The sequence below is a fragment of the Streptomyces sp. NPDC004561 genome, assembly GCF_053602155.1.
The window spans coordinates 1-4,333 of record NZ_JBSGDB010000629.1 but is presented as its reverse complement, the minus strand read 5'-3'; the positions used below and the strand labels follow the sequence as shown (position 1 = coordinate 4,333).

Here is a 4,333-nt window from a genome sequence, read left to right as displayed (position 1 = left end):
ACCGTCACCGAGCGGATCCTGTACGCGACGGGCACCACCCACAAGCGCGGCGAGGTGCATGACGGCACCACCGTCACCGACACATCCGAAAACGGAGAACCCCCATGTTCACAGTCTCCTGGCGACGTCCCGTCCTCCTGGCGACGGCCTCCCTGACCCTCGTCTCCGGCACCGCCTGCGCCGCCCAGGCGGCGTCGCACAACACCCCTACCAACACCCCCAGTTACTCCTCTCTCGCACACCACACCGCTGACTGCGGCGGAGGCGGCCAGGGAGGGCGGGGCGGGGCCGGCGGCAAGGGCGGCGCACCGGGTCAGCCGGGCGAGCCCGGCAAACCCGGACATCCGGGCTGCCTCTCCGCCGCGGACCTCCCCGACAAGCCCGAGCAGCACCTGACGGCGCTGGACAAGGTCCGCATCGTGCTGATCGTGATGTCCGGGCACGCGACGAAGGCCGACGTAGCGAAGAAGTACAAGATCCCGGAGAAGCAGTACGACTCCTGGCAGCGGGAGTTCCGGAACGGCGACTGGCTCGCACTGCTGGACGGCGCCTCCCCCTTCACCTCGTAACGGCGAAATCGGCGCCCGGCCCGGACTCTCCGGGCGGGGCGCCTTTTCACACCGGTCCGCAGGCAATCTCGCAGAAAAGCCCACAGAGAATCCCGCGGAAAAGATCCTCGGGGAAAGAGGGAAAAGTCATGCGTATACGCTCATCGATTCTCGGCCTCGGTCTCGCCGTCTCGGCGGCCGTCGTCGCCGGAGGCGCGCTGGCGCCGACCGCCATGGCGGCGCCGATGCCGCAGCGACCGGCGACCGGCGCGCCCGCCGCCCAGCACCTGCCCGCCGGTGACGGCGGCACCGGCGGTACCGCCACCGGACGTCCCGCCGGCTCCGGGCTGTTGGGCGGGATCAGGCTCGGCAACGGCAGTGTCCGCGTCGGCGGTGGGATCTGTGCGGGCAACTGCAACGGCACGGTCAACGGCGCCAATGGCTCGGACGGCGGCATCTGCGCCGGCCTGTGCAACGGCAGCGCCAACGGCGGCAGCGGCACCACGGGGGCACCGGGCCGCGACGGTGGCAACGGGGGCAACGGCGGTATCTGTGTCGGCGAGTGCGGTGGCAGCGTCAACGGGGGCAGCGGCGGCAACGGGGGAGACGCGGTGGGCGGCGGCGACGGTGGCAACGGCGGCAGGGGCGGGAACGGCGGGATCTGCCTCGGCGTCGGCTGCGAGACCAGCGGGCAGGGCGGCCGCGGCGGCGACGGCGGCAACGGCTGACACCGTGCGGACCGTGGTCCCGCCGCCCCGGTGAACCGCGCGACGGCTCTCCGCCGGACTGCCCGCGCCGGAAGCCGGCGCACGGCGGTCGTTCACCCCCATGCGGGGAGGGCTGTCAGCCTTGGGCGCCGGCCTCGGACAGCTGCACGGCGGTGTGCTCCAGCAACATCTCCAGAGCGGCCGGATAGGCGCTGTGCGGCATGCGCCGGGCGAGCAGCTGGGCGGTGGCGGCGATGTTCGGATGCGACTCGGCGGGCAGGTGCGCGTAGGTGGACTGCCACACCTCCTCGTCCCCGGCACGGGCCTCGTCCGCCAGCGCCAGCGATCCGGCGTCGAGCGCGGCGAAGGCGAGACTCTGGTCGATGAACGCGTGGTACACGCGGACCGCCGCCGGATCGGGCAGCCCGGCGCCGCGCAGGATGCCGAGGATCGTCTCGTCCACCGCGATCTCACGCGGCCGGCCGGTCACCCGGCTGGCGGTGAGCACCGCGGCCTGCGGGTGGGCGAGGTAGGCCGCGTGGATGGCCCGGCCCAGAGCGCGCAGATCGGCGCGCCACTCCCCGGTGGCCGCCCAGCTGTCGAGAGCCCGCCCCATCAGCTCGTCCCCGATGGCCCGGGCCAGATCGTCCATCCCGGCGAAGTACCGGTACAGGGTGCTGGGATCGGCGCCCAGCGCGGCGCCCAGACGGCGTGCCGTCAGCCCCGTGCTGCCGTGTTCCCGCAGCACGCGCAGAGCGGTCCGCACGATGATCTCCTCGGACAGCACGGTGCCGGTGCGCGTGGGCCGCCGCCGCTGACGTGCCGCCTCCGGCACCACCTGCTTCGCCATATCCCTCGTCTCCTCAACCGCCGCCGTCGGCCGCTCTCCACGTCCACCCTTATGCCAACGGGGTTGACCTTACATCCCGGCATGCCGTTGCATCGAGCCCGTCCGGAGGCGCCCGCCTCCCGGAAGAAAGGTGCGTGACATGCGAGTACTTCTCGTGGGCGCGGGCGGCGTCGGTACCGCCGTCACCCGGATCGCGGCTCGCCGGGACTTCCTCACCCACATGGTGGTCAGCGACTACGACCTCGCCCGTGCCGAGGGCGCCGTCGCGGCCCTGGGGGAGCGGGGCGCCCGCTTCACCGCGCGGCGGCTGGACGCCTCGGACCAGGACGCGGTCCGCCGGATGCTCGTCGACGAGCGATGCGACGTACTGCTCAACGCCACCGACCCCAGGTTCGTGATGCCCCTCTTCCAGGCCGCCCTGGAAGCCGGCGCGCACTACATGGACATGGCGATGTCCCTGTCCGCGCCGCACGAGTCGCGCCCGTACGAGGAGTGCGGCGTGAAGCTCGGCGACGAGCAGTTCGCGCTCACCGGGAGCTGGGCGGAGGCCGGACGGCTGGCACTGGTCGGCATGGGCGTGGAGCCGGGTCTGTCCGACGTCTTCGCCCGGTACGCGGCCGACGAACTCTTCGACGACATCGAGGAGATCGGCGTCCGTGACGGCGCCAACCTCACGGTCGAGGGCTACGACTTCGCACCCTCCTTCAGCATCTGGACGACCATCGAGGAGTGCCTCAACCCGCCGGTCGTCTACGAGAAGGACCGAGGCTGGTTCACCACGGCTCCGTTCAGCGAGCCCGAGGTGTTCGACTTCCCCGAGGGCATCGGCCCGGTGGAGTGCGTCAACGTCGAACACGAAGAGGTGCTGCTGATGCCCCGCTGGGTGGACGCGCGCCGTGTCACGTTCAAGTACGGCCTCGGCGACGACTTCATCGCCAAGCTCAAGACCCTCCACGAACTGGGCCTCGACTCGACGGCGAGGGTGGCCGTGCCGGGGAAGGACGGAGCCGTACAGGTCTCCCCGCGAGACGTCGTCGCGGCCTGTCTGCCCGATCCGGCCGGCCTGGGGGACCGGATGACGGGCAAGACCTGCGCCGGCACCTGGGTCAAGGGCACCAAGGACGGGGCGCCCCGCGAGGTGTACCTGTACCACGTGGTCGACAACCAGTGGTCGATGCGCGAGTACGGCTCGCAGGCCGTGGTCTGGCAGACCGCGGTCAACCCGGTCGTCGCCCTGGAACTGATGGCCACCGGCACCTGGTCCGGCAAGGGCGTCCTCGGGCCCGAGGCCCTGCCGCCGCGCCCCTTCCTGGACCTGCTCACGGAGTACGGGTCTCCCTGGGGCCTGCGCGAAGAGAGCTGACGCCGTATCCGCCTTCGCGTTCCAGGGCGCGGATGACCCGGTAGTCCGCCTCGACGGCCTCCGGATCGGTGCTGCTGAGAACGGCCTCGGCGCACCTGGCCGTGCCGGGCGCCCGGCGGTCCTCGCCGACCGAGACTACCGTCGGCAGCCGGCGCAGGACGCGTCCGAGCGCCGGGTCCACGGCGCCGCCCGCGCCGGAGTGAAGGTGAACCCGGACGATGCGGTGACCGGCCGGGACGGGAAGGCGCCGGACGGGCGAGGGCGGCTCCCAGATGTCCATGGGGTCCAGCGCGCGGTCGCTTCCCGTGGCCCCGTGCAGTGCCTCCTCGGCCGGTGACAGCCCGGGCACCGCCAGCGCCGAAACCAGCAGGGACCCCCGGCCCTGCTCGTACGCGAGGCGTGCGGTGACCGGGCCGCGCAGTACGCCCAGGGCGTCCAGCACACGCAGCATGTACATCGACAGGTCCACGGTCAGCGGTTGATGACGGCCCATCAGGTCGGTGCGGTCCGGTGACCGGTCGGCGGCGCGCGTCTCGGCCCACACATCGGTGATCGAGTGGTCCGTCCTCCCGTCCGCACCGGGACGGCTGACGCTGTTGACGACGAACCGGCCGGGGGAGAGCAGCTCGGTGAGCACCAGGTGCGCGTCGCCGCAGTGCCGCTCGGCCGCACGTCCCATCCGGGCCCAGGCGGCGCTGATCTGCGGTTCCCCGTCGCAGACCACGGGTTCGACCGGCAGGCCGGCCGCGGCCGGGGCCAGCAGGTAACCGGGCAGCCGACTGGTTTCGGCCCAGGCCAGCGCCTCGGCGAGGTCCCCGGTGCGGATGCCGCGCGGCGCGGGTATCCCGGCTCGGCGCAGGGCCGC

Annotated in this window: 5 protein-coding genes; 3 read left to right on the top strand and 2 right to left on the bottom strand. The window is 72.5% G+C overall.

Annotation, left to right across the window (positions count from 1 at the left end; genetic code table 11):
- Nucleotides 1-104 precede the first annotated feature (104 nt).
- Nucleotides 105-569, top strand: a complete 465-nt coding sequence (locus ACWEN3_RS42355) for a DUF1153 domain-containing protein (RefSeq protein WP_452982846.1) — start codon at nucleotides 105-107, stop codon at nucleotides 567-569.
- A 128-nt stretch (nucleotides 570-697) separates the two neighbouring features.
- Complete coding sequence (locus ACWEN3_RS42350; RefSeq protein ID WP_452982843.1) at nucleotides 698-1,276, top strand: hypothetical protein; 579 nt, start codon at nucleotides 698-700, stop codon at nucleotides 1,274-1,276.
- A gap of 115 nt (nucleotides 1,277-1,391) precedes the next feature.
- Here ACWEN3_RS42350 and ACWEN3_RS42345 read toward each other — a convergent pair whose 3' ends face one another.
- On the bottom strand, nucleotides 1,392-2,105 hold the full coding sequence (locus ACWEN3_RS42345) for a TetR/AcrR family transcriptional regulator (protein ID WP_452982840.1): 714 nt from the start codon (nucleotides 2,103-2,105) through the stop codon (nucleotides 1,392-1,394).
- A 139-nt stretch (nucleotides 2,106-2,244) separates the two neighbouring features.
- Between ACWEN3_RS42345 and ACWEN3_RS42340 the strand changes: the two genes are divergently transcribed.
- Nucleotides 2,245-3,468 carry a saccharopine dehydrogenase family protein gene (locus ACWEN3_RS42340; RefSeq protein WP_452982838.1) on the top strand — a complete coding sequence of 408 codons (1,224 nt, stop codon included), beginning with the start codon at nucleotides 2,245-2,247 and terminating at the stop codon, nucleotides 3,466-3,468.
- Here ACWEN3_RS42340 and ACWEN3_RS42335 read toward each other — a convergent pair.
- The coding region (locus tag ACWEN3_RS42335; protein WP_452982835.1) for a hypothetical protein at nucleotides 3,425-4,333 on the bottom strand (909 nt) is incomplete at its 5' end. The two genes, ACWEN3_RS42340 and ACWEN3_RS42335, sit on opposite strands and share 44 nt — an antisense overlap.